Genomic DNA, 23,614 nt, shown 5'->3' with positions numbered 1-23,614 from the left:
ACTATATACCGGGCAATTTCTTTAAATCTTTTAACTGAATCCACATTTATGCACTTATCCAAATGCTTTATAATTGAAATATCTATTTCATGTTTTCTCTGTAATAGAGGTTTAATGTCAAGCTTACTTCGATTGAATAACGAGAATTTCATAAGTAAACCTTTAAATTCTTAATAATTCATTAAGGAGCAAGCTGGTAAATCGAAGACGCTAACAAGCCAATAAACTGCGCAGAAAAACTCTGTCGATGACTCGTAGAGGAGAAATCAAGTGCGTCCATAAATATCCTCACACCTTATAATATCGTCTTCTCCCACATACTCTCCATTTTGCACTTCTATTATCTCAAGGGGCACTTTCCCTGCGTTCTCAAGCCTGTGATAGGTAGACTTGGGGACAAACATGCTTTCTCCCTCATGAATAAATATCTCTTTATCATTAATTATTACTTTTGCTGTCCCTTTTATGACTACCCAGTGCTCAGAACGGTGGTGGTGCATCTGGAGGCTGAGTTTTTCTTCAGGGTCAATAAGTATTTTTTTAATCTTATATCTATTGCCTTCTTCCAGCACTGTATAGTTTCCCCATGGCCTGAAGGTGGTTGTATGTTCAAAGGCAATCTTTCTTTTTTCTTCATTTAACCCATTTACAATGTCTTTTACCTTCTGGGCATCTCCCCTCTTTGCAATCAGGATGGCATCGTCTGTCTCCACTATTAATAAATCTTTAAGTCCTATAGTTGAGATAAGCCTCTTATTACCTATTATTAAAGTTTCCCTTGTACCGACTTCTATAATATCTCCAACTTTAACATTGCCCTTTCCGTCCTTTTCCATGACTTCGTATATAGAATCCCATGACCCTATATCGTTCCAGTATATATCCAGGGGAAAGGTCACAGCCTTGCTGGACTTTTCCATAACTGCATAATCTATTGATATATCAGGCATGCTGGCAAAATTGGAGATGGATTCCTCAAAACTTCCTCCTATATTCTGGTATATCTCAGGGGCATGTTTTTGAAATTCTTTTATGATTGTATCGATTGTAAAGGCAAACATGCCAGAGTTCCAATAGTATCCTCCATCCTCCACGTATTTCAGGGCTGTCACCATGTCTGGTTTTTCTTCAAATCTCTCCACTTTATAAAAATCCCTTATATTCTCTCCTGCCTTTATATAGCCATAACCTTTTTCAGGCCTGGTTGGCCTTATACCAAATGTAACAATATGGCCCTCTTTTGCTATGTCCTCTGCCTTTTTTATATAGTTTTCAAGTTTTTCTGCTGGTTTTATAATGTGGTCCGATGGGGAAACAAAAATTACCTCATCTTCTTTACACCCGAGTTTATCTATACAGTATTTGACAGCAAGGGCAATGGCAGGAGCTGTGTTTCTGCTTGCGGGTTCAAGGATTAGCCCTCCATCTATGTCTATTCCGACTTCTCTGAGGTCAGCCTTTACATGAAAACGGTAGTTATCATTTGTCACTATAACGATGTCCTGCGGCGGTATGACATCGAGCAATCTCTTTGCAGTCTGCTGGAGGAGAGAGTTGTCTCCGTTAAGTTTTAAAAACTGCTTGGGGTAGTCTTTTCTTGAAAGCGGCCAGAGCCTTGTGCCGCTTCCGCCTGCAAGGATAATAGCTTTCATTGAACCTCCCATCTCATAAGCGAGATGTGTAATGGACAGGCTACCGCCATTTCAGTGTATACACTGACTTTTACCTTCATTTCGTTAAAAATGTAATCCAGCAAATTACATCTATAAATAGCGCTTTGCTGCCGACTATCTTTTCCGCCTCGGCGGATCAGACGGGTCTGAAATAAATTATTTTACGCTTTGGAGAGGAGGCATTTATCTATCGTCAACTTCGCCTGGTATGATATGGCATTGAGAAGAATCATCACCCTGTCGCTGGCCCTGGTCTCATATTCAAAAATCCCGGTAAGGCCGCTTAAAGGTCCATCTTTTATTAAAACTTGCTCTCCAGGCTTGAATTCAGGCGGCTCAATGGCAGCAAAGCCATCTTTTGTCCTTGATTTAATGACCTCTATTATTCCATCGTCAACAATAAACGGGACACCGTCATTACCTAAAATCCGCCTGACCCCCCTCGTATATTTAATAAGTCTGTAATGCTCTTTAAGGTTAAACTTCGTAAACACATAACATGGGAAAAGCTCTTCGATTATCTCTCTCAGCCTTCCATGTATAATTTTTTTCTTTTTAAGTTTAGGGTTAACGACCTCTATCTCAGGTACCCGCTTCAAGTTTTCAACAACCAATTCTTCCTGCCTGGGCTTTGTATAAACTACATACCAGAATTTCATTAATCGTTATCGTTAATCATTATCGTTATTAGAAACTCTAAGGGGGATTCTTGATCCCATCTCTGATTTTCGCTGCGTAACATTAATGTAAAATTCTTATTCCTTATTAAGGATACTATTAAGGCACATTCCATGCCAGATTGTATAACCTCTGGAAAATATAAACATTTTTATTACTCAGACCTGCCTATCTACATTCCAGGATTGCACAAATCTCTGTGCATGAATACAGGAACTAAGAACTAAGAAGCTAAGACAGGGGAAAAAATATAAGACTCTTAGTTTCTTAGTTCTTAGCTCTTAACTCTGCGGGGCAGGAAAGTCCGGGGTCTGATGGGAAGAAAAATAAAAGATTAATCCCATGTAAGCTATAGTAAAAAACTAGGAAATAAAAGCAGATGGCCTAATCGCTGTCCTCTATCGTTGATTCTTTCCAGCTTGTTGAAAAATTGAGTTTTGGTGTCATTCCGAGAGCCTGTCCTGAGCGGAGTGAATGGAAGCTGAAGCCGACGAGGAATCTTAAAACTTATTGAATTTTAACGACTATAAGATTTCTCGCGGAGTTTACCCTGAGCGAAGTGTCATTTCGAGTGTAACGAGAAATCTTTGCTTCGCCTGATGGAGGGCTCATAAGATTCCTCGCTCCGCTCGGAATGACAGACTAAGGGTGTCGGAATGACAGAAAAGAGACTTTTTCAACAGGCTGTTTCCAACTTAACCCGGAAATACACAATTAATCACATCGGACTGCATCAATAGCAGTAGTTATTTTTTTACTCTTATACTGAGGCTATTGGCTCTACAGCACTACTGCTTTTATTCCCCTGTAGTTTTCTATTAATGATGAGATGTTGTAGTAGTTCCTCCGCCGCCTCCTCCTCCTAAAGCAGCCGCAGCTATAGCACCTGCTCCAACTACAATAAGTGCAACAGTACCAGCACTTATACCTCCACCAACAACCCATGCATTTGTCGCACCGACTGTAATCTTAGTGGCATTCATCCCATTAGCAATAGCCTCAGGAGTTCCCAATAAATAGCCACCGCCAAGTTCTTTTGGCAGGGAAATAGCTATCTGGCCCTTTGGTAAAGTCGCAGGAGGTTCTGCACTGGAAAAACCAATTCCTGGCTTGGCAATTAATGTATCAAGCTGGGACTTGGTCATCTTTGCAACGTTTCCCGAAGGCATAACCACCTCAACAGGAGTCTCCCCAACCGCCGAAAACGCAACCTGAGTAAAAGAAAAGACAAAAACACATATTAAAACTACTAACTTCTTTACCATCACACCCTCCTTTCAGGTCATAGACTCTGTTTTTCTGTCTCGGACAGATCCCGATGCTTCGGGAAAGGCCGCTCATAGGCCCTTTTTATAAAACAATATCGAAGATTGCACTTTCCATGCCAAACTTATAACTCTACAATAAATACTTCTCTCGCTGTATAGAACTGCTTATCAACACCCTAATAATTGCACAAGTCCATGTGCGAATATATAATTTATAACATGCCTTCCATGATTCGGTTCTTATGTCAAACTCAGCACTACAGATCTTACGCCTTCAGCACAATTATGAGAAACATGTAACACCTCTTTTGTGTTTTTGTCAATAGTGAAAAGTAAATTTTTTTCTACTTGACAAGACCACTTTTTTAATATACCTTTTGTTTTATAACGGCTAAACCCAGAAAATAGACGACGCATCCCTAACCGGACACGAAGACAAGTTTGTCTCATAACATAATTAAAAATCAATGAGTTATCAGGCAAGTTGGAATCGACTCGTTCCGAGATGCCTGACCTATTTAGCGTAAAATAAGATTTTTGCAAAAGGCTCAAATGAGTAATCTAAAGGCCAGCCAATTTAATTCTTAAACAATCTAAGGAGGGAGCAATGGGAGAACTTACAAGAAGAAGTTTTTTAAAGCTCTCCGGAGGTGCTGTGATAGCCAGCACTCTCGGGATTAACCTCGATCCTGTAAAGGCATATGCTCAGACCCTCCGCATCAAAAACGCAAAAGAGACCCTCACAATATGTCCTTATTGTTCTGTTGGATGCGGTATTATCGTCCATACATTAGAAGGGAAGGTAATCAATACAGAAGGCGACCCTGACCATCCGATAAATGAAGGGACTCTCTGCTCAAAGGGGTCTTCTCTTTCTCAACTCATAAATAACCCCTTGAGATTGGCAAAGCCGAGGTATCGTGCACCCGGTGCAACGGAGTGGAAGGATGTAGACTGGGACTGGGCCCTCGATGAGATAGCAAAGAGGATAAAGGAGACGAGGGACAGGACATTCAAGATCACCTCGAAGTCAAAGGTAAAAGAGAAACAGCCTGATGGAACAGAGAAAGAGGTAGAGAAGGAATTCATTGTCAACAGGACTGATGCCATTGCCCATGTAGGTAGTGCAGCCCTTAATAATGAAGAATGCTACATGCTCCAGAAGCTCCTCCGCTCCTGGGGCCTTGTCTATATAGAACACCAGGCCCGATTGTGACACGCCCCGACTGTAGCGGCTCTGGCAGAGTCGTTTGGCAGAGGGGCAATGACAAACCAGTGGAATGATATAAAGAATGCCGATGTCATCCTTGTGATGGGCTGTAACCCTGCAGAGAACCATCCTGTCTCTATGAAATGGATAATGAAGGCAAAGGAGAATGGAGGGAAGCTCATTGTCGTTGACCCGCGCTTCACAAGGACTGCCACAAAGGCAGACATATATGCGCCCCTCCGCTCAGGAACAGACATAGCATTCCTCGGTGGGATGATAAATTATATCCTCCAGAATAACCTGTATTTCAAGGATTATGTTGTCAACTATACAAATGCCTCGTTCCTTGTGAATCCTGAATTCAAGGGCCCACGTGAACTTGACGGAGTATTTTCAGGATACGACCCGAAGACAAGGAAGTATGATAAAAAGACATGGGCATTTCAGATGGATGAAAAAGGCATACCTAAGAAAGACCTGACACTTAAAGACCAAAACTGTGTATTTCAGCTCATGAAGAAACATTACTCACGATATACCATCGATAAGGTTTCTGCCATTACAGGGACTCCAAAGGAGAAACTGATTGAGGTCTATAAGACCTATGCAACCACCGGAAAACCTGACAGGGTTGGAACTGAACTCTATGCAATGGGATGGACCCAGCATACAGTCGGGACACAGAACATCAGGGCGATGTCTATTATCCAGCTCCTCCTCGGGAATGTAGGTATGGCTGGCGGAGGTATCAATGCCTTGAGGGGTGAATCTAATGTCCAGGGCTCAACAGACCATGGGCTTCTCTTCCACACATTGCCAGGTTATAATCCTGTGCCTACTGCCTCAATTGTTGACCTCAATGCATATATAGAGAAATTCACCCCGAAGACAAAGGACCCCAAGAGTGTGAACTGGCTGAGTAACAGGAATAAATATATTGCAAGCTACCTGAAGGCCATATATGGAGATAGGGCAAAAAAGGAAAATGACTTTGGCTATCAATGGCTTCCAAAGCTTGATGAGGGGATGAATGCATCATGGCTTGTCCTCTTCGACCAGATGTTCAAAGGAAAGATAGAAGGATTCTTTGCCTGGGGCCAGAACCCAGCATGCTCAACGAGTAATGCAGGCAAGGTGAGAAAGGCACTCTCGAAACTTAAATGGATGGTGAATGTGAACCTGTTTGATAATGAGACAGGCTCATTCTGGAAAGGCCCTGGAATGAATCCAAAGGATATACAGACAGAGGTATTCCAATTGCCTGCTGCATCATCTGTAGAAAAAGAGGGAAGTATCACCAACTCAGGAAGACTTTCCCAGTGGAGGTATAAGTCAAAAGAGCCACATGAAGAGGCAAGGCCGGATTTCCGGATAATGAATGAGCTCTACTTCAGGGTTAAAAGGCTCTATCAGAAGGGTGGTAAATCCCCTCAACCCATACTGAGCCTCACATGGGACTATGGTGAAAAGGGGCCTGATGGAAGGATTAAGGATATTGATATACACCGGGTCGCAAGGGAGATTAATGGTTATTATCTTGAAGACCTCTATGACAAAAAGGTAGACCCTCCAAAGCTCCTCGGAAAGAAGGGTGATCTCTGTGCAACCTTTGTCCATTTACAGGCAGACGGCACAACATCCTGCGGCAACTGGATATACTGTCAGAGCTATACACAGAAGGAAGGCAAGGTCATTAACATGATGGCGAGGAGGGGAAAGGACGACCCAGCAGGTCTTGGGTTATATTCAGGATGGGCATGGTGCTGGCCTGTTAATAGAAGGATCCTCTATAACCGTGCCTCTGTTGACCTTCAGGGCAGGCCCTGGGATCCAAAGAGGGCTGTCATAAAATGGAATCCTGAAAAAGAGGACCCTGTTTCCAAGAAACCGGGTGTATGGGAGGGTGATGTCCCTGATGGCCCTGCACCTCCTCTAATAGATGAAAAGGCAGGTAAATATCCATTTATAATGAGGTCGGATGGAATGGGGGCTGTCTTTGGCCCCGGGCTTGCAGATGGCCCATTCCCCGAGCATTACGAGCCCCTTGAGTGTCCTGTTAAGGAAAACCCCATGTCAAAGAAGCACAGGGTAAATCCAACTATGAAGCTTTTTTATAAGACCGAAGGACCTCAGGACATACCTGCAAAGGATGGCGGACTCCCTGAGGATATATTCGTTGCTGCTGACTCCCGCTACCCCTATGTTGCTACAACATACAGGGTTACAGAGCACTGGCAGACAGGGGTTCTCACAAGGCATCTTCCCTGGCAGCTCGAGATGATGCCGCAGCAGTTTGTGGAGATAGGAAAGGAGCTTGCAGCAGAAAAAGGGATAAAGAGTGGTGATAAGGTCATGGTCTCCTCAGCCCGTGGAAAGGTATGGGCAATAGCAGTGGTTACAGAGAGGTTTAAGCCATTAAAGGTGATGGAAAAGACGGTTCATCAGATCGGGCTTCCCTGGTGTTTTGGATGGCAGTATCCTGAGGATGGAAGTGGTGGGGATAGCTCAAATCTCCTCTCACCGACCATCGGCGATGCCAATACACTGATACCAGAGACAAAGGCCTTTATGGCTAATATAGAGAAGGTATAGGAGGTAAAAATGGCAAGAAAAGGTCTATTAATAGATACATCCCTCTGCATCGGCTGTAGGGGGTGCCAGGTTGCGTGCAAGCAATGGAACAGCCGGCCTGCACTCAAGACCCAATTTGCTGGAGCCTTTGAAAACCCCATTAAGCTCTCCTCCAGGACATGGCAAAGGGTGAAGTTCGTGGAACGTGGAGACGGGGTTGAGTGGCTTTTTATGCCTGATACATGCAAGCACTGCTCTCAGGCGAGCTGCATGGAGGTATGCCCTTCAGGGGCAATAAAGAGAACAGAGGTAGGTTCTGTCTTTTATGACGAAAAAATCTGCATCGGCTGCCGATACTGTATAGAGGCATGTCCCTTCAATGTCCCTGGATTTAACAAGGAAACAGGTACCGCAGAGAAATGCACCTTCTGCATTGACAGGGTGAGTAATGGACTCAAGACTGCATGTGCCACTGCCTGCCCTACCAGTGCCATCAGCTTTGGTGATAGGGAAAGATTACTCGATATGGCGAGGAAGAGGATAAAGGTAATCAGGGCAGAAGGGAAGGCCAATGCGCAAATATACGGAGAGAGGGAGCTTGGAGGTTTAGGGACAACCTATATCCTTCTTGAGAGACCTTCTGTCTATGACCTTCCAGAAGAACCTCAAGTAGCTACGAAGAACCAGATCCTGGACTATATAACTGCTACCGTGGCAGGGGTAATATTACTATTTACTACAATAGCCGCCTTCAGGGAGCGGGGTAGCAAAGGAGGTGAATAACTAATGAACTACGAGTGGGGAATTCTGGTAGGATTATATCTCTTTGTGGCAGGGGTCGCAGGAGGAGCCTATTTCGTGGCTGCTATTTCTGAGCTCTTTGGGAATGAAAGGGATAGGAAGGTGGCCGATATCGGATATCCCATAGCCTTTCTCATGATAATCATCGGAGCCCTTTTGATAACCCTCGACCTCGGCAATCCGGACCGTGTCTGGAGGCTCTTTTCTATCCTTAACATCCAGTCACCCATGTCCATAGGTGCATGGTCTATCTTCGTATTCGGGATATTCGCCTTCCTCAACATGGCAATGGCAATCTCCACAAGCGAAAGATTTAAAAATACCATCCTCGGAAAACTTGGAGGATTCATTAGCCCTGCAAAGAAGGTAATCACATGGATAGGTATTGTGGTTGCTTCATATCTTGTCCTCTATACAGGCGTCCTTCTGGGTGTAACCTCTCAGGTGCTCTGGACATCAACTTATCTCCTCGGAGCCCTCTTTATGGCCTCAGGGGTTTCTACAGGAATAGCAGCCATCAGCCTCATTGCAGGAGGGAAAGAGGAGTTGAGAGAGTCCATCAGGAAACTGGAGAAGGCGGATAAAAGGGCAATAATCGTAGAGGTAGCGATACTCTCTCTTCTTATCATCGCCCTCTACTTCTATGGCACCGAACCGAGATTGGCACTCTCCAGGCTCATAGGTGGAACCATCGGTATCTTCTTCTGGATTGGTGTTGTTATACTTGGCCTCGTTCTACCTCTATTATCTCTATTGAAAAGGGAGCGGGCACCTGCCATAACCAACATCATGATGTTCTTCATACTCATCGGTGGATTTGTCATGAGGTATGTGCTGTTGATAGCAGGGCAGATATAGACTTTTGATGAAGGGTTAATAACCATGAAAGAAACCATCGAAGAACTCCTCGATGTATATAAGCAGCTAAAAAGTATTTATGAAGACTTTATCTCAGAACACCAGATCATAATATCAGATAGAAAAGATGCTATACCCTCTCCAAAGAATGGCGAACCATTGATGCAATCAATAGAAATCCCGAACAGAAGTGAACTTATTGAAGCAATAAAAAAGCGCCTGTCATTCACCTTCCCGATGGAAGAGTTGTCAGATTTTATAATCGAAAAGCCCATTAACCTTTATATGGCCAGAACCTTTAATAAAAATTTAAGCACATCATTGGATGCTTCGATATGCCCTGTCTGTGCCCTGAAACCTTCCCTCGGCATATTAAAACAGGACAATATAAAAAATCTGTTCTGCACTGGCTGTGAGACTGAGTGGAGGTGGAAAAGGATCGGATGCCCACATTGCGGAGAATTGGAGGGGGAGAAGATAGATATAATTTATGTCAAAGATCAGGAAGGATACAGGGTAGAGGCATGCACCTCATGCGGTTCATATATAAAGGTTATAGATTCAAGGTTAATTCCAGACATCCCTGCAGATATTGCAGACATAAAGAGCATAGCACTTGATGTCATTGCCCAGGATAAAGGCTTCGCCCGCAGAAGCCCGAATGCCATAGGGCTTATGGGAAGTTAGTTTGCTGTTTACTGTTTCTTAGTCCTATCTCTAATTCTGGGTTTCAAAAATCTGTTGCTTCCAGACGCCCTATAGTTTTATAATTTTTTAATGCTTACTGGCTTTAACAACAACATTACTTACAAAGACAAGGTCTATCACATCCAGACAGAGGATGGAGGCATAAAAAATCCGGTAATTACTACCCTTCTGTATTATAAAGGCGCTGTCATCGCCTCCAAGAAAACTGATTATACTGATCTCCTGGGCAAAGAGGGGCATAAGAAAACTATCAGAGAGATGATGGAAAGACAACACAAAATCATGATTAAGGCCTTACTTACAGGTAAATTTGATACGCACACGAGCAGTGGAAGGTCTGATACAGGAGCAACCACAAATAACCCGCCAAAGAAAAAGCCAATCAGAAAGAGTCTTGACGATGTTTTATTAGATTATATCTCAGAAGGGGAAGACAAATGAGGGTTATGCCAGAAAAGACAGCAGACATAAAGACGCTTCAGGATATGGCAAGGACAATAAGGGTTGATATTCTAAAAATGCTCTCAGAGGCAGGTTCTGGCCATACAGGAGGCTCACTTTCTGCAGCAGACATTGTTACTGCAATTTATTTTTCGAAGATGAGATATAACCCGAAAGACCCTGAGTGGAAAGAGAGGGACAGATTTGTCTTATCAAAAGGCCACGCCGCACCCCTGCTGTATGCTGCACTTGCGAGGGCAGGGTATTTCCCCTTAGAAATGCTCTCCACACTCAGAAAAATCGGAAGTCCCCTACAGGGGCATCCGAACTGCAGGAGTCTGCCGGGAATTGAGGTTTCTACAGGTTCCCTCGGTCAGGGACTCTCAGTTGCAAACGGCATGGCTATAGGACTGCGGCTCGATAGAATTCCCGCAAGGGTATACTGTCTTCTGGGCGATGGTGAGGTTCAGGAAGGCCAGGTATGGGAGGCTGCCATGACAGCGGCACACTACGGCCTTGATAATCTCTGCGCTATTATAGACAATAATGGATTACAGATAGACGGCCCTGTAGAAGAAGTCATGAGGGTCTCACCTCTGCCTGAAAAGTGGAAGGCCTTTGGCTGGCATGTAATTGAAATAGACGGACATAACATGGCAGAAATTCTAAATGCCCTTGATGAGGCTGAAGGCATTAAAGGGAAGCCAACAATTATTATCGCACATACGATAAAAGGCAAGGGTGTTTCCATTTTTGAGGGGAAGGTAGAATATCACGGTGTTGCACCAACACCTGATGAGCTTGCAAAGGCCCTTAAAGAGCTCGGCCATGGGTGAAAGAATGCAGGGCACAGAGCATAGATTAAAGAGCACAGAAAAAAAACCAGCGGCAACAAGGGATGCTTATGGAGAAGTTTTGCTGGAACTTGGCAGAAAACATCCTGAGATAGTGGTCCTTGACGCTGACCTCTCAGGCTCCACAAAGACAGGGAAATTTGCAAAAGCCTTCCCGGAAAGGTTTTTCAATATAGGCATTTCAGAACAGGACATGGTAGGGACAGCAGCCGGGCTTGCCCTATCAGGGAAACTTCCTTTTGCCTCTACCTTTGCCATCTTTGAGACAGGGAGGGCATGGGAACAGATAAGGCAGACTATCTGCTATTCGAACACAAATGTAAAACTCGTTGCTACCCACGGCGGCATAACTGTAGGCGAGGACGGCGCATCCCATCAGGCATTAGAGGATATTGCACTTATGAGGGTCCTGCCAAATATGACGGTTATAGTACCTGCAGATGCCATAGAAACTACATCAGTGATAAATGCAATGGTGGATTACAGGGGGCCAACATATATCAGGCTCGGAAGAGTAAAAGTCCCGCAGGTGATGCCAGAAGACTATTGCTTTAAACTGGGGAAGGCATATGTATTTCACATGGGTAAAGATGCCAATATAATTGCCAATGGCATAATGGTTGAGGCTGCCCTGAGGGCATCTGAAACTCTTAAATCAGAAGGCCTGGATGCAGGAGTAATCAATATGTCTACGGTAAAACCTCTCGATGAAAACACCATCCTTAAGGCTGCAAAAACTTCAAGGGCCATAGTGACAGCAGAAGAACATTCAATAATCGGTGGGCTTGGCAGCGGAGTTTGTGAAGTTCTTTCTGAAAACCACCCGATCCCCGTAAAAAGAATAGGCGTCAGAGACGCCTTTGGCTGCTCTGGCGACCCAATGGCACTGTTGAAGCTTTATGGCCTTACTACAGAGGATATAGTAACTGCTGTAAAAGAGGCGCTAAAATTATGATCCAGTTTTTAAACGTCTCAAAACACTATGACTCCCTGACTGCATTGAATGGAGTAAATTTCTCCATTGACAGGGGAGAGATGGCTTTTGTCACAGGACCGAGCGGCGCTGGAAAAACCACCCTCCTCAGACTTATATACAGGGCAGAAAAGCCAGACGAAGGCCAGATATTTGTAGCAGGCTGGGATGTAAGCAAACTCAGGGAAAACACTATACCATTTCTAAGAAGAAACGTAGGTGTAATCTTTCAGGATTTTAGACTGCTCTCCAACAAAAGCATTTTTGACAATGTAGCCCTTGCCCTGAGGATTCATGGCCATCCTTTCAGGGAGACAAGAGAGAAGGTAAATGAGGTGCTTAAAAATGTCGGTCTAAGGCAGAAGGCAGACAGCCTTCCGCAACACCTCTCTGGTGGGGAACAACAGAGAGCCGTTATAGCGCGGGCAATGGTATCAGAGCCTACAGTCCTTCTCGCTGATGAGCCAACCGGCAATCTTGACCCGGAAACAGCATCCACCATTATGAAGCTCTTCAATGAAATAAATACCAGAGGGACTACTGTCCTTATTGCCACACATCACAGGGACCTCTTTGTTAGCACAGGGCGCAGAGTAATTTGCCTCAAAAATGGAGAGGTGTATAAGGAGGAAACAGGGTGAAAAGTTTTCTTTATTCTCTCAGAGTCTCCATTCTAAGCCTCTGGCGTGAAAAATGGATAAACCTGCTTACGATGCTGAGTATTTCAGTCGGCTTCCTCGTACTTGGCACCTTTGCCCTGGTTACTTTTAATATCGATTTAACCCTGAATCGCTGGGCAGAAGGCTTTGGCCTTGTTGTATATCTCAAAGACAACATAAGTGAGAGCGAGAAAAATTCTTTAAAGGAACGCCTGAAAAAAGACAGTGATATAGTTGAAGTAAAATATATATCAAAAGATGTTGCCTTCGCAGAGATGAAACGCTCCTTAAAGTCGATTAACCCCGGCCTTGAGAGTCTTGAGGAGAATCCCCTGCCTGATTCTATAGAGCTCAGGCTCAGGAGAGATGTGATAGAGCCTGTCAGAATAAAAGAAAAAGCCTCAAAGATAAAAACGCTTTCTGGTGTTGAAGATGTTCAATATGGAGAAAAATGGCTCTCATCATTAAATTCAATAGCCAGGGTCATGAAGATTATCGGCCTGCTTCTCGGCAGCGTAATATCCGTAGCAATAGCCTTTGCCACTTACAGCACAATCAAAATCCTTTTTTACAGAAAGAACGAAGAGATAGAGACACTTAAACTCCTCGGTGCAACTAAGATATTTATTAAAGCACCCTTTCTTATAGAAGGTTTCATCATAGGACTCATTGGAGGTACTATTGGGTCTCTAACCCTCTTTGGACTATATTCTTTTATAACCACGCGGGCTGTAAATTTCCTGCCATCAATTAAGGGCAGCCTTGTATTTCTACCACCTGAAGCCTATCCAGCCATACCCATCGCAGGAGCAATAATAAGCACACTGGGGAGTTTTTTAGCCCTCGGTAAAATAAAGTACTGAAAATGGGAAGTAGAAAGTGGGAAATGGGAAATAGGAAATGGGAAGTAGGAAATAAGAAATCAGTTCTTACTTCTCACTTCTTACTTCTTACTTCTTGCTTCTTACTTCTTACCTCTTACTTCTTACCGGCCCATGCAGCAGACCCAAAAAGCGAGTATAAAAAACTTCAGGAAAGACTCAACGAGGAAAAGAAAAAGGCAAAAGAGGCCCTGAGACACGAGCAATCCATCCTGTCAGAGCTGGAAGAAATAGATAAGGCGCTGGCAGAAAAATCAAAAGAGCTGAGGCGTTATGACAGGCGTATCAAAGAAAACCAGGCAGGGATTAAAATTATTGAAGAAGATATAAAAACCCTTAGCAGCAAATTGGAGGCGAGGAAAAGATTTTTAAAGGAACGGCTCAGGAGTTTATACAAACAGCAACGCAGTGAAGCTATAGCAATACTGTTATCAGCAGAAGATTACCAGGACCTGATGAGAAAAACCAAACATATGAGCTTACTTGCCTATCACGACCGCAAAGTTATGGAAGACTATAACCGCGAGCTGATAGAACTTGATGCAAGAATGCATCTGCTGGAGACCCTGCAGAAAGAGCTCGAGATAAACAACCAAAGGGTAAAAGACAAACAGGAAGAGATGCAGTTAGAGCGGCAGCGTAAATACCAAATCCTCGCTTCTATTAAACATGAAAAAACCTATCATGAAAATATGATAAAAGAACTTGAGGAATCTTCCAGAAGACTCCTCGAACTGATCAAAGAGCTTGAGAAAAAAGAACTTCCTCCACCCACAACTGGAACGGGGTTTGCCAGCCTGAAAGGCAGGCTCATCTGGCCTGTTGAGGGAAAAGTCCTTGTGCCGTTTGGGAGCCACAAAAACCCGGAGTTTAATATTCCAGTTTTTAAAAATGGCATCGAGATACAGGCAAATGCAGGGGAACCTGCAAAAGCTGTTTACAGGGGAAGAGTTGTATATGCTGACTGGTTCAAAGGGTACGGACAACTGCTTATCATCAACCACGGGGACGGCTATCATAGCCTATATGCACATCTTTCTGAGATTTTTCATAAGACAGGTGATATAATAAAAGAGCAACAGGTTATAGGTAAGGTAGGTGAGTCTGGTATGCTTAATATACCAAGTCTGTATTTTGAAATCAGGCATAAAGGGAAACCACTCAACCCCACTCAATGGTTGAGGAAAAAATAAATGGAGGTTAAGATGCATAGGCGAAAGTTAATTATTTTATGGGTCATTATCCTGCTGGTTGCTTTCTCAGGTGTAATGATTGGCCGGTGGAGTACCAGAAGCGTAAGCGCAGAAGGAGAGCCGTATGAAGAGCTAAAGGTGTTTACAGAGATCATGACCCTGGTAAAGAAAAACTATGTGGAGGAAACAAAAAATAAGGACCTTGTATATGGCGCGATAAAGGGCATGTTGTATTCCCTTGACCCGCACTCCTACTTTATGACACCCGATGCCTTCAAGGAAATGCAGGTAGATACAAAAGGAGAGTTCGGGGGACTTGGGATACAGATAGGGATTAAGAACAATGCTCTCACAGTAATAGCACCCATAGATGATACACCGGCTTATAAAGCAGGGATAAAGGCAGGCGACAAAATTATCAAGATAAACAACGAGTCCACAAAAGATATGGGGCTACAGGATGCAGTGTCAAAGCTGAGGGGACCGAAAGGGACATCAGTAACTATAACCATAATAAGGGAAGGATGGAAGGAACCCAGGGATTTCAAAATTATAAGGGAAATAATAAAAATCCAGAGCGTAAAAAACAAGGTCCTGGATGACAGAATCGGATATATAAAGATAAGCCAATTCCAGGAAAAAACTGCAGCAGACCTTGCAGAGGCATTGAAAAAGCTCGATGCAGAGAAAATAAATTCTTTAATCCTTGATATGAGAAACAACCCTGGAGGGCTTTTGAACATCGCTGTTGATGTGTCAAGTCAATTCCTCCCTTCTGGAAAACTCGTAGTATACATAAAGGGAAGAGAGGGTGAGAGGACAGAGTATTACACCAACAGCAAGAAGCCCCATTACGAGTATCCAATGGTCGTCCTTGTTAATGAGGGAAGTGCCAGTGCATCAGAAATTGTGGCAGGAGCCCTGAAAGATTGGGGAAGGGCTGTAATCATTGGAAACCAGACTTTCGGAAAAGGTTCTGTCCAGACAGTAATACCTTTAAGCGATGGCTCAGGGCTAAAACTCACTACTGCAAAATATTACACTCCCAAGGATAAATCTATCCAGACTACAGGAATTACACCCGACATAGTAGTCAAACTTGAGGCCAAAAAAGGTGTCTCTGAACATCCGGTGCTCAGGGAGAAAGACCTTGAGAGACACCTTGAAAACGAGCAGCAAAAGGAAAAAGAGACTGAAAAAGAGACTGTTCCTGTCGAGGTATCTGAAAAAGACGATACACAACTGCAGAGGGCAATTGACCTTCTCAAGACATGGAAGATATTCAGAGAGATGCCAAAGACAGGATAAAAAAAGTTAAAAGTTAAGAATGTAAAGTTAAGAGTTAAAAATTCTTCCTTCACTTATAACTTTTCACTTTTAACTCTTAACTACAAATTTTGCTTTGCAAATTTTGTATGGTGCCCCTGGACGGAGTCGAACCGCCGACACAAGGTTTAGGAAACCTCTGCTCTGTCCTTTCTGAGCTACAGGGGCATATCGCTTTGCTCTATTGTAAATTGGAAATTGCAAAATTCAAATTGGAAATTTATTCTTACAATTTACAATTTACAATCTTCAATTTTCAATTCGCTGGTCGGGGCGAAAGGATTTGAACCTTCGACCCTACGGTCCCGAACCGTATGCGCTACCAGGCTGCGCTACGCCCCGTATTAAAATAATACCATATTTTAAACCTCAAAGGCATCCCTTATAAGTTCGACTTGTGGCTCGCCGTCTTTAAAAAAAATTGAAACCACATCAAAGCGGCAGGCAGGCTCTTCTTTAAGCCTTTTGAGGTATGACAGGGCAACATTTGCTATCTTTTTTCTTTTCACTGCACTCACAGCCTCAAATGGCTTGCCAAAACTAAGACTCTCCCTGGATTTTACCTCTACAAAAACAAGGGTCCCGCCATCTCTGGCGATTATATCGATTTCTCCAAAGGGTGTCTTATAATTTTTCTCAATGATCCTATAGCCCTTTCTTTTGAGAAACCCTGCAGCAAGTGCCTCTGCCTCATCTCCGATTTTCATTTCAATACCCTTCTAACATAGTCCCAGTCTTTAAGCTCAGTCGAACCCTCGATGTCCTCAAAACTGTAAAGTTTTGTTTTAGAATCCTTGAACAGCTCAATCGCAGCAGGCCCTCCGATAACAGCCTTGAAGAAAAAACCCTGCTCTTTAAGATCTTCAATACTCCTTATATTTAATAATGGCATGACAGGTATGTCGTATTTTTCCAGCCATTCTCTAAGGGCTTTTTTGTTAATCATGCCCTGCCAGAGATAAACAATGTGATAACGCCTGGATATTCTTTTAATGGCCTTCGATGCCCCAGGCCTCGGTGACTTCATCCCGATGTATCGGAATTCAAAAATACTCCCCTCAACATCTATAACAACAATGCCTTTCTCTGGCTTTATAGATAAGAGCATTCCCTCTGCATCTTCATCCCTTACCTTTACTTTTATTTTATAAATGCCTTCCTTCTCAGGCACAAAGGGGAAAAAGGCATATCCATCACCACCTGAAAGTGTCCTGCCAATGGATTTATTATTCACAAAGAATTCTACCCTCTCTCCGCCGCTTCTTATAAACCCCCTTTTCACCTCTGCCTCTAATAAAATCTCCTTGCCGGTTTTACAGACCTGGTCATTGACCGAGATTGCGGCATCAAGGTTCGGAGTAAAAAGTAGAAAATAGAGAATAAAGAACAGAGGTCTGAGGCCTCGACAGGCTCGGCCCAAGCCTGAGCCTGCCGAAGGCTTGCCCTTATTGTTCACCTTTCTCAAGCCTTTCTATTAATTTCACGATGCCCTCAATATCATTTATGTCTTTCTGGGCAAGGCCTTTTATTGTCTCCCTGAATGGGGCAAACTCTTCCCAGTGTCCCCTGAGGTTGACAGTAAGTTTTCTGTTAAGCTTCTCCCCACTGGTGTCCCAGTCCATTAGAAGTACAACCCTGGAGTGTCTGTCGAGTATATCCTCGCAAAATTCATAGATATTCTTTCCACGGTGAAGATGGAGGATTTCACCCTCCATACCGAGCCTCCTCAGGGCTATCTCATCTTTTCTACCCTCCACCACTATAGGGAACAGTTTATTAACTTCCGTTAATTCCTCAAGGATGTTCCTTAATCTTTGTGCCCTTTCCAAGTCGTTATTCATAACTTACTTCTTACTTCTTAGTTATCCCGGAGGCCAGTGCATCCTGCGGCCGCCGAGGATGTGGAGGTGTATGTGGTAAACTGCCTGCCCTGATTCAGGATTGCAGTTCATCACAAGCCTGAAGCCCCTCTCGGCAATGCCCTTGTCCCTAACTATTTTATTTGCAACCTGAAATAGATGGCCGATAAGGGCATTGTCCTCTTCTTTAATATCAAGGTTCGTGGAGATATGTTTTTTAGGTATCACAAGGGTATGCACAGGTGACTGGGGATTAATGTCTTCAAAGGCGAGCGAAAGGTCATCTTCATAAATAACCTTTGCAGGCAGTTTCCTCTCTACAATCTTGCAGAATATACAGCCCATAAAAACCTCCAGAAAGCGTATCAGGGTACGCCCTATTGCTTTAAAACTTTCCACCTCTAATTGTGCTTACCCAATACTCCTGTAAAAACAGCTTCTGTTTCCTGTGTGGCAGGCGCCGGAGCCAACCTGTTTGACCTTTATCAATAACGTATCTTCATCACAGTCATAGGAAATCTCTTTCACAAGCTGCACATTGCCTGAGGTCTCACCTTTCATCCAGTATTTCTGCCTTGAACGGCTCCAGAAATGGGTCTTACCGGTTTCGATTGTCTTTTTCAAAGCAGTCTCATCCATATAGGCCATCATCAAGACCTCGTTGTTTTCTGCATCCTGTATTATCGCGGGGATAAGACCCTTTTCATCATATTTAAGTTCCGGCAGCATATTTTTACCCCTCCAATCTTGCCTCAAGTTCTGATTTAAAATCCTTATAGAGATCAAACCGCAAATATCTCATTTATTCGTCTCTGCCATTCCTTTTCATCTATCACCTGAAATTCTATTCCCTTTGAAAATTCTTTATTCAGTTCTTTCCATTCTACTTTCTTGCCTAATTCATTGCAAAACTTAAAAACATTTCTCTTATATTTAGTATCTTCAAACTCTTTCAGATGAACGCCCTTTGTTTCAACAACATAGACCGTGCTAAAATCTCTGCCCGTGTCATCAGTCTTCGTAAAAATAAAATCAGGGTATATCTTGTTCTTGCGCCATCCCTGAATGTAGTAATCCTGTCTTGAAAGATTCCTGTACCACCATAAAAGCTTTTCCTGCTCATCAAGATATATCGCAATGGATTTTTCCATTTCATTAAATTCTTCTTCAGGGATGTAATCAAAAAGACTCCTTTGAACTTCAGAATGATCATCCCTGATGAGTTTCTTACTGCTCTTTTTCACAGTTATGCTTGGTGGAAGTTCATAACCTCCTTTACCGGCAAGGAGAAAAAAACAGAGATTTTTCTTGTCAATCAAGTCTCTGAATATTTTCTCGGATAATCTGTCACGTTCAGCTATCAGATGTTTACGGGTCTCCTCAATAATGAAGGCAAGGTTATTTGCAACTTTCTCTTTGCTGTTTTTCTTGAGCAAGTCGTTTAAAACCTCTTTCCCGATGTCATGTGCAATCCAGGGATTAGGGATAATATCCAGCAACTGCCTTGTCATAAGAACATGGTCAAGCCTTAATCCTCCATGCCTTGTCAGCCGCCCTCTTTCCTCAATAAGGTCAGTGACATTTTTGCTTAAACCCACGGCAATTTCCTGATCCTGAATTGCCGCATCTCCGAGTACAATACTCTTAATTTCAGTCAAATCCGCGGCATTCCAATCAATCCTGCTTAATATGTCCATGTCATAGCTGACATCACGCCAACTGCCGTTTTCCTGAATCACAAATTTAGGAAGATATACCTTACCCTCAAAGACTTTGAATTTGTCTCTATATCTTACGGTCTTTTCCTTTGTGGCATCCTCTAATACAGAATCGCCCTCCTTAACAGTTACCCTTGAAGTCAAATCGCCCAATCCCTCAACCTCAAAACCCTTCTTGATGCTCTCCAAAAGAACGCCTGCTTTGGGCCTGTGGCAAAAGACATAGCTTTCATCAAGGTCTTTGACTTTGGTTTTGTGGGCTTTATACTGCCTGAGAATTCTTCCTACCAACTGAGTGATGCTCAACTGTGAACCCGGATTTGTCAATATCGTAAGGATATATGCAAAGGCACAGTCCCATCCTTCCTGCAATGCCTGCTTGGTAATGATATATCTAATCTCACAATCACGGCTTAAAAGGTCGATGCCTTCTATATCGTCTTTTTCGCTGCTTTTGATGGCTATCTCTTTTTCTGACACACCGCATTGCTTAATCAGATATTCTTTGACATCTTCTGCATGAATATATTTTGTTCCCCTCTGCTCTTTTCCTGTCCTTTCTGCCTGAACAAGACAGATGGGACGGATATGTTCGCCTGTGTTTGCTTCATATTCCTTTGCCTTGCGTTCAAGATAATCCCTCTTTTCTTTTGATGCAAGCATAACATCTTTCCAGTCAGGACTCGATTTGTTGATGACATTCAGATCAAGTTTAATCATTTCCTCTCTGTTAAGAGCCTGCCCGCTGATGTTTACCAGATGGTTTGTGTTTTTTGGCGGAGTGGCAGAGAGTTCAACAATTATTGATGGGTTGAAACCTTTGATTGTATTACGGGCTGTTTCGCTGTAAGCCTTATGTCCTTCGTCAATAATGATTATGGGTTTAAGAACCCTCAAGGTATTCCCGAGAGATGTCTTTGCCATCCTGCCGAATAGTAATCCCCTTTTTTCGTCATTCCCGTGTAAACGGGAATCCAGTTTATTTGTTTTTCTCTGGATTCCTGCTTTCGCAGGAATGACAGTATGGGGATTACCAAAATAATCAAGGTTAGGAAATTTCTCTAAAAGGTCATTGTTACCTTTAACATCATCTTCCAATGGAAAAAAATCTGTAAACCCTCCGCTGTCCTTAAAGACTTTCAATGTCTCCTTGTTCTGCCTGCTTGCAGAGGGAAGCATCAAAAGCATTATCGCAAGGTTTTCCTCTATATCCAGAGGCGTAAACTTATCCAGTTTCTCTAAGATCAGTGTTCTTCCACCGCTTGAAATGTCCAATACCTGCCTATATGGATGCTCCCTGTTTTTCAAATTGGCAAGGGTCTGCCTGTAAATCTGTGTTGTCGGCACTATCCAGAGAACGATGCCTGTCTGTTTTTTAAGATAAATTCTGCTTATCAGGTCAATGGCATGGCAGGCAAGGATGGTCTTCCCTCCGCCGGTGGGGATTTTCAGGTAGAAATCGGGAAGGGGTTCGCCAAGACCGTTTTTACTTGAGTGATAAGATGCCCCGACAATCTTTTCCCATGCCTTAAAAGGAAAGTCTATTGCAAGATCAGGGTCAACAGCTATTGCCTTTTGATACTTGCCCTTGAATTCGGCAAGGGAATCAAGATATATCTTGACCTGCTCTAAGGTCTTCTTCTGGTATTCCTTAAGTTCCATATGTTAGCTCAGCCAATTTGGCAGACACTGTCTGCGGAATTGATGATTTCCCAGACGCTATCTGGAATTGTTCTTTTATGAAGAGTAACCGACACTGTGTCAGTTCGATTTCAGGCTCTTAAGCAACCGCTCCTTAACTCCTATCAGGGTAAGCCCTACCACTTCGCCGGTTGATTCGAGATATCTGACAACGGCGCCTTCCCCAATGTCTACGCCGAGTGCCATTTGAGGCTCGCCGATACTGATATAAAGGACATCCGCCTCCTCATCGTAATCCCAGTTAAGGTTTTCCTTCTTCTCAAGTATCTTTATCGCTTCCATACGATCTTCCTCCTTTCAGAAGGCTTAGTGGCATAATATGCCGTTATTATAAAACCGTCAGTATCTATGACCTCTTTATATATTACAACTAAATGCTTTGATGTAAGTGGTGTCTTGGCATAGAACCTGACGGCAATAAACTCCCCAAAATCACCTTGTTGAATCAGGTCTGGCTCAGTCACGGTTTCCAAAACCTGTTCCCTTTGCCCATCCATTTCAGGATGTCTAAGAACAATATGATTCCAGCGTTCTTTTGTTAGCCTTAAAGAAACATTGTTTTTAGATTTAACGATTATCATTTTTCTGCTCTAATCCTTTCTCCTGCCTCCGTCATCTCTCAACAACTCCCTCAGCAATTTCAACCTCGGCATCATCATGCAGAGCCACTTGTCATGGCGGGTGAAGTCTTCTTTGTCCACAACCTTGCCAAGCCACTCCTGCATCATAGGGCTGTTAACGTTGTCGTTATAAATCCACTTCTCATTGCCGGTGTTATACGGCGGGTCAATGTAAATGCACTTTACCTTTCCTGCATAAGTAGGAAGCAGGGCTTTCAGGGCAACAAGATTATCGCCGTGGATTATCAGATTGTCATTGAGACTGACCTTATCGGTGAGACTCTTGTCTTTCTTGGGGATAAGCTGATGATACTTAACGCTCAGATGATGATTCTGAACAAAGGTCTTGCCTTTAAAGCTCAAAGTTGCCATGATTCCCCTTTTTTACTATTACGCCACTGCTTTTTCTGATTTCATCCATGCAGGCAGAGGTTTGCCTTTTTCTAAAAGGCTAATGATCTTTTCAATGTGGTTTTCAGATAATTCTTTCATAAGCTTTTTAAGCTACTGCCTTCTCTTTAACTATTGATAAATCAATCAGGTCGAGGGGATTCTTTGTTGTTCTTTTGCCTGCATCAAGTATTTCAATGGCAACAATCCTTCCGTCCTTTGAGTAATCAATTATTACACCGTCAAGCTCAACAGATTCAGCAATAGCCTCTTCGGCTATAAACTCGATATTTAAAAGGTCATGAATTGGGTCATATTCTATCTTCATTTATTGTCCCTCCTTCCAGTAGCGACTTATCTGTGATGTAATGTAAGCCGTTACTACGATATATATTTCTTCATGTCTCTTCATAAATAACTCTTAAAAGATATTCCTTATTATCTATGAAAAGCTTTTTGTGTGCAACTTTTCTGCCTCCGTAGCCATCAAGCACCTGTGCTGGATTTATTAGGGTATCTTCTATTAGGTCTCTTTTAATCCCTCTCTTTTCTGCTTTTCTTTGCGCAATAGGAATAATTTCAACTTTTTTCATCACTATTTTCTTTATGCCCTTTTCTCAATCATCTCATACGCTTTCTTTCTGTGAATAATGCCAAATATCCAGACTTCATTGCTCATTATCTTAAATACCACTCTGTAATCCCCAACCCTTAATTTCCAATACCCTTTTAAGGTTTTTCTTAAAGGTTCGCCGTATTGATGGGGTGCAACTGCAAGGCGTGTTTCTATGGCGTTTTTAATGCGGATTTTGAGTTTTTCATTGAGCAAGGGGATATCAACAGCCTTAACATCAGGGTGGTATCTAAGCTCAAACGGCAAAGCTACCAAACCTCACTATGTTTTAAGGCTTTTGCTTTGGTGAAGGTTTTCTCCCTTTTTTCAGCAAATTTTGACAGAGCTATATCTTCTTCCATTTCCAATGCCTCTTTTACCAGATCACGGACCTTAAGTGAAAGTGATACGCCTTCTTTTTCTGCAAGATGCCGGACGCTGTTGTAAATCGGCTTTTCCAGCACAACATTAATTCTTGGATTTTTTGCCGGCATATTATATTACCTCCTTTTTTCGTAGTGTAACACTTATAACACACCAAATCAACATCTATTTTTAAAGTTCATTTGAAATTTCTGATTTCTTCTTTAATTGAGGGGTATTTCTTGGTTAATTTTTT

Annotated in this window: 26 protein-coding genes, 2 tRNA genes and 1 pseudogene; 11 read left to right on the top strand and 18 right to left on the bottom strand. The window is 42.9% G+C overall.

Features of this window, described 5'->3' with window-relative positions:
- Nucleotides 1-266: 266 nt before the first annotated feature.
- The 3 genes from HZC12_09065 to HZC12_09055 form a co-directional block, all read right to left on the bottom strand.
- On the bottom strand, nt 267-1,652 hold the full coding sequence (locus HZC12_09065) for a mannose-1-phosphate guanylyltransferase/mannose-6-phosphate isomerase (protein MBI5026851.1): 1,386 nt from the start codon (nt 1,650-1,652) through the stop codon (nt 267-269).
- Nucleotides 1,653-1,834: 182 nt separating this feature from the next.
- Nucleotides 1,835-2,332, bottom strand: coding sequence for a hypothetical protein (locus HZC12_09060; GenBank protein ID MBI5026850.1), 498 nt, complete (start codon nt 2,330-2,332; stop codon nt 1,835-1,837).
- A gap of 837 nt (nt 2,333-3,169) precedes the next feature.
- Entirely contained in the window at nt 3,170-3,616 is a 447-nt protein-coding gene (locus tag HZC12_09055; GenBank protein MBI5026849.1) for a hypothetical protein, read from the bottom strand.
- Between the two features lie 610 nt (nt 3,617-4,226).
- Between HZC12_09055 and fdnG the strand changes: the two genes are divergently transcribed.
- The 11 genes from fdnG (at nt 4,227) to HZC12_09000 (ending at nt 16,076) form a co-directional block, all read left to right on the top strand.
- Nucleotides 4,227-7,421 (top strand): formate dehydrogenase-N subunit alpha, encoded by a 3,195-nt coding sequence (fdnG, locus tag HZC12_09050; protein ID MBI5026848.1) that lies wholly within the window; start codon nt 4,227-4,229, stop codon nt 7,419-7,421.
- Between the two features lie 9 nt (nt 7,422-7,430).
- Complete coding sequence (locus tag HZC12_09045) at nt 7,431-8,183, top strand: 4Fe-4S dicluster domain-containing protein (GenBank protein MBI5026847.1); 753 nt, start codon at nt 7,431-7,433, stop codon at nt 8,181-8,183.
- Between the two features lie 3 nt (nt 8,184-8,186).
- Nucleotides 8,187-9,059 carry a polysulfide reductase NrfD gene (gene nrfD / locus HZC12_09040; protein ID MBI5026846.1) on the top strand — a complete coding sequence of 291 codons (873 nt, stop codon included), beginning with the start codon at nt 8,187-8,189 and terminating at the stop codon, nt 9,057-9,059.
- 24 nt (nt 9,060-9,083) lie between these two features.
- On the top strand, nt 9,084-9,746 hold the full coding sequence (locus HZC12_09035) for a formate dehydrogenase accessory protein FdhE (GenBank protein MBI5026845.1): 663 nt from the start codon (nt 9,084-9,086) through the stop codon (nt 9,744-9,746).
- A gap of 90 nt (nt 9,747-9,836) precedes the next feature.
- Nucleotides 9,837-10,208, top strand: a complete 372-nt coding sequence (locus tag HZC12_09030; GenBank protein ID MBI5026844.1) for a hypothetical protein — start codon at nt 9,837-9,839, stop codon at nt 10,206-10,208.
- Nucleotides 10,209-10,213: 5 nt separating this feature from the next.
- Nucleotides 10,214-11,044, top strand: a complete 831-nt coding sequence (locus HZC12_09025) for a transketolase (GenBank protein MBI5026843.1) — start codon at nt 10,214-10,216, stop codon at nt 11,042-11,044.
- A gap of 4 nt (nt 11,045-11,048) precedes the next feature.
- A complete protein-coding gene (locus HZC12_09020) occupies nt 11,049-12,017 on the top strand; it encodes a transketolase family protein (GenBank protein MBI5026842.1) in 969 nt (322 codons plus the stop codon).
- Nucleotides 12,014-12,676 (top strand): cell division ATP-binding protein FtsE, encoded by a 663-nt coding sequence (ftsE, locus tag HZC12_09015; GenBank protein ID MBI5026841.1) that lies wholly within the window; start codon nt 12,014-12,016, stop codon nt 12,674-12,676. Before HZC12_09020 ends, ftsE begins: the two co-directional genes overlap by 4 nt.
- Complete coding sequence (locus HZC12_09010) at nt 12,673-13,557, top strand: ABC transporter permease (protein MBI5026840.1); 885 nt, start codon at nt 12,673-12,675, stop codon at nt 13,555-13,557. The genes ftsE and HZC12_09010 overlap by 4 nt, the downstream gene beginning before the upstream one ends.
- A gap of 23 nt (nt 13,558-13,580) precedes the next feature.
- Nucleotides 13,581-14,768, top strand: a complete 1,188-nt coding sequence (locus tag HZC12_09005; GenBank protein MBI5026839.1) for a peptidoglycan DD-metalloendopeptidase family protein — start codon at nt 13,581-13,583, stop codon at nt 14,766-14,768.
- Nucleotides 14,769-16,076 carry a S41 family peptidase gene (locus HZC12_09000; protein ID MBI5026838.1) on the top strand — a complete coding sequence of 436 codons (1,308 nt, stop codon included), beginning with the start codon at nt 14,769-14,771 and terminating at the stop codon, nt 16,074-16,076.
- 108 nt (nt 16,077-16,184) lie between these two features.
- Here the strand turns inward: HZC12_09000 and HZC12_08995 are convergent.
- The 15 genes and pseudogenes from HZC12_08995 to HZC12_08925 form a co-directional block, all read right to left on the bottom strand.
- Nucleotides 16,185-16,262 (bottom strand) — tRNA-Arg (locus HZC12_08995).
- Between the two features lie 97 nt (nt 16,263-16,359).
- A tRNA-Pro gene (locus HZC12_08990) sits at nt 16,360-16,436 on the bottom strand.
- A gap of 20 nt (nt 16,437-16,456) precedes the next feature.
- Nucleotides 16,457-16,801 (bottom strand): YraN family protein, encoded by a 345-nt coding sequence (locus HZC12_08985; GenBank protein MBI5026837.1) that lies wholly within the window; start codon nt 16,799-16,801, stop codon nt 16,457-16,459.
- Nucleotides 16,798-17,514 (bottom strand): hypothetical protein, encoded by a 717-nt coding sequence (locus tag HZC12_08980; GenBank protein MBI5026836.1) that lies wholly within the window; start codon nt 17,512-17,514, stop codon nt 16,798-16,800. The genes HZC12_08985 and HZC12_08980 overlap by 4 nt, the downstream gene beginning before the upstream one ends.
- A gap of 25 nt (nt 17,515-17,539) precedes the next feature.
- Entirely contained in the window at nt 17,540-17,935 is a 396-nt protein-coding gene (locus HZC12_08975) for a hypothetical protein (GenBank protein ID MBI5026835.1), read from the bottom strand.
- A gap of 21 nt (nt 17,936-17,956) precedes the next feature.
- A complete protein-coding gene (locus tag HZC12_08970; GenBank protein MBI5026834.1) occupies nt 17,957-18,298 on the bottom strand; it encodes a histidine triad nucleotide-binding protein in 342 nt (113 codons plus the stop codon).
- Nucleotides 18,299-18,364: 66 nt separating this feature from the next.
- Nucleotides 18,365-18,682 (bottom strand): phosphoribosyl-AMP cyclohydrolase, encoded by a 318-nt coding sequence (gene hisI, locus HZC12_08965; GenBank protein ID MBI5026833.1) that lies wholly within the window; start codon nt 18,680-18,682, stop codon nt 18,365-18,367.
- A gap of 53 nt (nt 18,683-18,735) precedes the next feature.
- Nucleotides 18,736-21,333, bottom strand: a complete 2,598-nt coding sequence (locus HZC12_08960; GenBank protein ID MBI5026832.1) for a DEAD/DEAH box helicase family protein — start codon at nt 21,331-21,333, stop codon at nt 18,736-18,738.
- Between the two features lie 99 nt (nt 21,334-21,432).
- Entirely contained in the window at nt 21,433-21,654 is a 222-nt protein-coding gene (locus HZC12_08955) for a DUF2283 domain-containing protein (GenBank protein ID MBI5026831.1), read from the bottom strand.
- Nucleotides 21,642-21,953, bottom strand: a complete 312-nt coding sequence (locus tag HZC12_08950) for a hypothetical protein (protein ID MBI5026830.1) — start codon at nt 21,951-21,953, stop codon at nt 21,642-21,644. The genes HZC12_08955 and HZC12_08950 overlap by 13 nt, the downstream gene beginning before the upstream one ends.
- 27 nt (nt 21,954-21,980) lie before the next feature.
- A pseudogene (locus tag HZC12_08945) lies at nt 21,981-22,364 on the bottom strand (site-specific DNA-methyltransferase).
- Nucleotides 22,365-22,491: 127 nt separating this feature from the next.
- Nucleotides 22,492-22,710 (bottom strand): DUF2283 domain-containing protein, encoded by a 219-nt coding sequence (locus tag HZC12_08940; protein MBI5026829.1) that lies wholly within the window; start codon nt 22,708-22,710, stop codon nt 22,492-22,494.
- A gap of 70 nt (nt 22,711-22,780) precedes the next feature.
- Nucleotides 22,781-22,975: a hypothetical protein gene (locus tag HZC12_08935; protein MBI5026828.1), complete on the bottom strand. Its 195-nt coding sequence runs from the start codon at nt 22,973-22,975 to the stop codon at nt 22,781-22,783.
- An 11-nt stretch (nt 22,976-22,986) separates the two neighbouring features.
- Entirely contained in the window at nt 22,987-23,262 is a 276-nt protein-coding gene (locus HZC12_08930) for a type II toxin-antitoxin system RelE/ParE family toxin (GenBank protein ID MBI5026827.1), read from the bottom strand.
- 2 nt (nt 23,263-23,264) lie between these two features.
- Nucleotides 23,265-23,489: an antitoxin, RHH family protein gene (locus HZC12_08925; protein ID MBI5026826.1), complete on the bottom strand. Its 225-nt coding sequence runs from the start codon at nt 23,487-23,489 to the stop codon at nt 23,265-23,267.
- Nucleotides 23,490-23,614 lie beyond the last annotated feature (125 nt).

The organism is Nitrospirota bacterium (assembly GCA_016214385.1).
GTDB lineage: Bacteria > Nitrospirota > Thermodesulfovibrionia > UBA6902 > JACROP01 > JACROP01.
This window is presented reverse-complemented; position numbering and strand designations above follow the sequence as displayed.